Source organism: Candidatus Nanopusillus massiliensis, assembly GCF_920984865.1.
In genome coordinates this window covers 147,315-148,517 of record NZ_OV100765.1, presented here as the reverse complement: position 1 = coordinate 148,517, position 1,203 = coordinate 147,315, and the positions used below count along the sequence as shown (strand labels likewise).

Genomic DNA, 1,203 nt, shown 5'->3' with positions numbered 1-1,203 from the left:
AATTACTTCCATACTTAAATTCATACACTTTTAGTGGGCTAACAGCACTGCCTTTTCCATAGTATCCCCTATCATCCTTTTTTATTTCTAAATTTATCCAAATAACCTTTCCCCCTTTCCTAAATTCAAATGAATATTCACTAACCCTCCTAAGTATATCTTCTAATCTCCCAGGGATATTTTGATCACTCATAAAGTATAATAATTATAGAAATATTTAAATATCTTTTATAATAAAGATTAAAATTTTAAAAGAATTTACAATTTATTTTTTATATACCATTAAACTAAATCTAAAATTCTTTGGAAATTCTAAATGAGCTACATCAACATCTTTATCAGATATATTTTCTTTCTTTCCATATATTGCAGCAAGTGAAAAAATTGGTTTATCTTCAGATCCAATTTCCCTCAGAGTAGGAAGCTGCGCCAAAATTAATTTCATTTATTTCTTTATATATCATATCAAGATCTTGCCCCTTTCTTTCAAAATACATTAATAATCTTGGATTTGAATAATTTTTTAAAGAATTTGGATATGAGTATAAACTTTTATAGTATGATTCAATAATCTCAATTTCCATATTTCTTATTAGATCCTGTAGCTCTTCTACCTCCTCTCCTCTCACCTCTTTTAGGAATATTAAAAATAACCATATGACTATTATCATCGCTATTATATCTCCTGTGATNTATATCTTGAAAACATGAATCACAAATACTTTGATCAATATTATATCTCTCCGGATATAATTTACACTTAATTACATCACAATTANNNATATACGTTTTGGAATTTACCAGTAAAACCTCCCCCCTTATATTTATCATCTTTTATATCTACTAATATCCAAAGATGTCTTCCCTGATCACCTAAACCAATTGATAATTTAGTAGCATCTAAAAGTAGTTTTTCCAAGGTTTTGTGTAATGATGTTTGTTCACTCATAGAGTATAATAATTATAGAAACATTAAAATATTTTTCTCATATAGAAGAATAGGAAAATATATTAGAGAAAATTAATGAAAGATTAAAAAAATCTAGAAAAATTACAGAGATTTATATAACTTATATCTTTACAAACTGCAAATTCAAATTTATAACTTNNNNGATAATATAATTCATCTTCATTATTTCTATTATATTTATTTATTTCATTTTCTGGAGTAGAAATTTTATAGCCTACTATATTTTTTTCTTC

General features: G+C 25.3%; 2 protein-coding genes. Both read right to left on the bottom strand.

Annotation, left to right across the window (positions count from 1 at the left end; all coding sequences use genetic code 11):
- Nucleotides 1–193: hypothetical protein (locus tag LUA84_RS01130; protein WP_231434041.1), on the bottom strand; the 193-nt coding region annotated here is incomplete at its 3' end.
- A 72-nt stretch (nucleotides 194–265) separates the two neighbouring features.
- A complete protein-coding gene (locus tag LUA84_RS01125) occupies nucleotides 266–445 on the bottom strand; it encodes a hypothetical protein (protein WP_231434040.1) in 180 nt (59 codons plus the stop codon).
- Nucleotides 446–1,203: the final 758 nt, after the last annotated feature.

What these genes read in the sequence shown, in the direction of transcription:
- LUA84_RS01125 (WP_231434040.1), bottom strand. Translation starts at nt 445, where the DNA reads ATGAAATTAATTTTGGCGCAGCTTCCTACTCTGAGGGAAATTGGATCT.